Annotated in this window: 1 protein-coding gene; it reads left to right on the top strand. The window is 61.1% G+C overall.

The window, feature by feature from the left end; genetic code table 11:
- The first annotated feature begins 95 nt into the window (after positions 1–95).
- Complete coding sequence (locus ACFOWZ_RS40015; RefSeq protein ID WP_160788268.1) at positions 96–1307, top strand: IS256 family transposase; 1212 nt, start codon at positions 96–98, stop codon at positions 1305–1307.
- Positions 1308–1360 lie beyond the last annotated feature (53 nt).

Genomic DNA, 1360 nt, shown 5'->3' with positions numbered 1-1360 from the left:
AGAATGAGCTGCCGAATTCGTTGAGCGCAAGGTGGGCACCGGGCCTGTCGGAGAAGGTGGAGTTGCAAAGCTTCAACCAGCCGAAAGGAACCCCGATGACCGACGACAGATTAGCTCTTTCCGAGCTTGCCGCGAAGAGTGGCGATAGCGATTTTCTGCGCACGATTGCCGAAAGCGTGCTGCAACTGATCATGGAAGCCGATGTTGATGGCCTGATCGGCGCTGGGCGCTATGAACGTGGCGACAGCCGCCAGACATGGCGCAACGGCTACCGCGACCGCTCGCTCGACACCCGGCTCGGCACGCTGAACCTGAAGATACCGAAGATGCGACAGGGAGCCTACTTTCCCGGCTTTCTGGAGCCGAGGAAGATGGTGGAGAAGGCGCTGGTGGCCGTGATCCAGGAGGCGTGGATCAACGGCGTCTCGACGCGCAAGGTCGATGAGCTGGTGCAGGCCATGGGCATGACCGGCATCTCCAAATCCTCCGTCTCCAAGCTGTGCAAGGATATCGACGAGCGGGTGAACGCCTTCCTCAAGCGCCCCCTTTCCGGTGACTGGCCATACCTCTGGCTCGACGCCACCTATCTGAAGGTGCGTGAGGGCGGTCGCATCGTGTCGGTGGCGGCGATAATCGCGGTGGCGGTCAACACGGACGGGAAGAGGGAGATTGTCGGCCTGCACATCGGCCCCTCCGAAGCCGAGCCGTTCTGGACGAGCTTCCTGCGTGATCTGGTCCGCCGAGGCCTCACCGGCGTCAAGCTGGTCATCTCCGATGCCCATGAAGGGCTGAAAGCGGCCATTACCCGTATCCTCAGCGCGACATGGCAGCGCTGCCGTGTTCATGCGACACGCAATGCGCTGGCCTACGTTCCCAAGGGCCAGCACACCATGGTCGCCGCCGCGATCCGTCAGGCTTTCATCCAGCCCGACCATGACAATGCCGTGCAGACCTGGCGGCATGTCGCCGACCAGCTCCGCGCCAGATGGCCCAAGCTCGGTACCTTCATGGACAATGCCGAAGCCGACGTGCTGGCCTACATGGCCTTCCCCGCCCAGCACCGCACGAAATTACATTCAACGAATCCACTCGAACGCCTCAACAAGGAGGTCAAGCGCCGTGCCGATGTCGTCGGCATCTTCCCCAACGAGGACAGCATCGTTCGCCTCATCGGCGCGGTTCTGCTCGAAGCCAACGACGAATGGCAGCTCCTGAGCCGATACATGCAGGTCGAGGCAATGGCCGAGCTAAACCCACCAACAATCGAAGAGGAAACTACACTTCAGATTACACCCAGAGCCGCCTGATCATGACGGCCCGGTCCTACACCCGAAATTACACCAACTTGACGGACGCTATC

The organism is Lentzea rhizosphaerae, assembly GCF_042649515.1.
Taxonomy (GTDB): domain Bacteria; phylum Actinomycetota; class Actinomycetes; order Mycobacteriales; family Pseudonocardiaceae; genus Lentzea; species Lentzea aerocolonigenes.
Note: the sequence above shows the minus strand (reverse complement) of the source record. Positions and strands in the feature narration are given on the sequence as shown.

Excerpts from the sequence above, each read along its gene's own strand:
- ACFOWZ_RS40015 (WP_160788268.1), top strand. The coding sequence starts at position 96 with ATGACCGACGACAGATTAGCTCTTTCCGAGCTTGCCGCGAAGAGTGGC.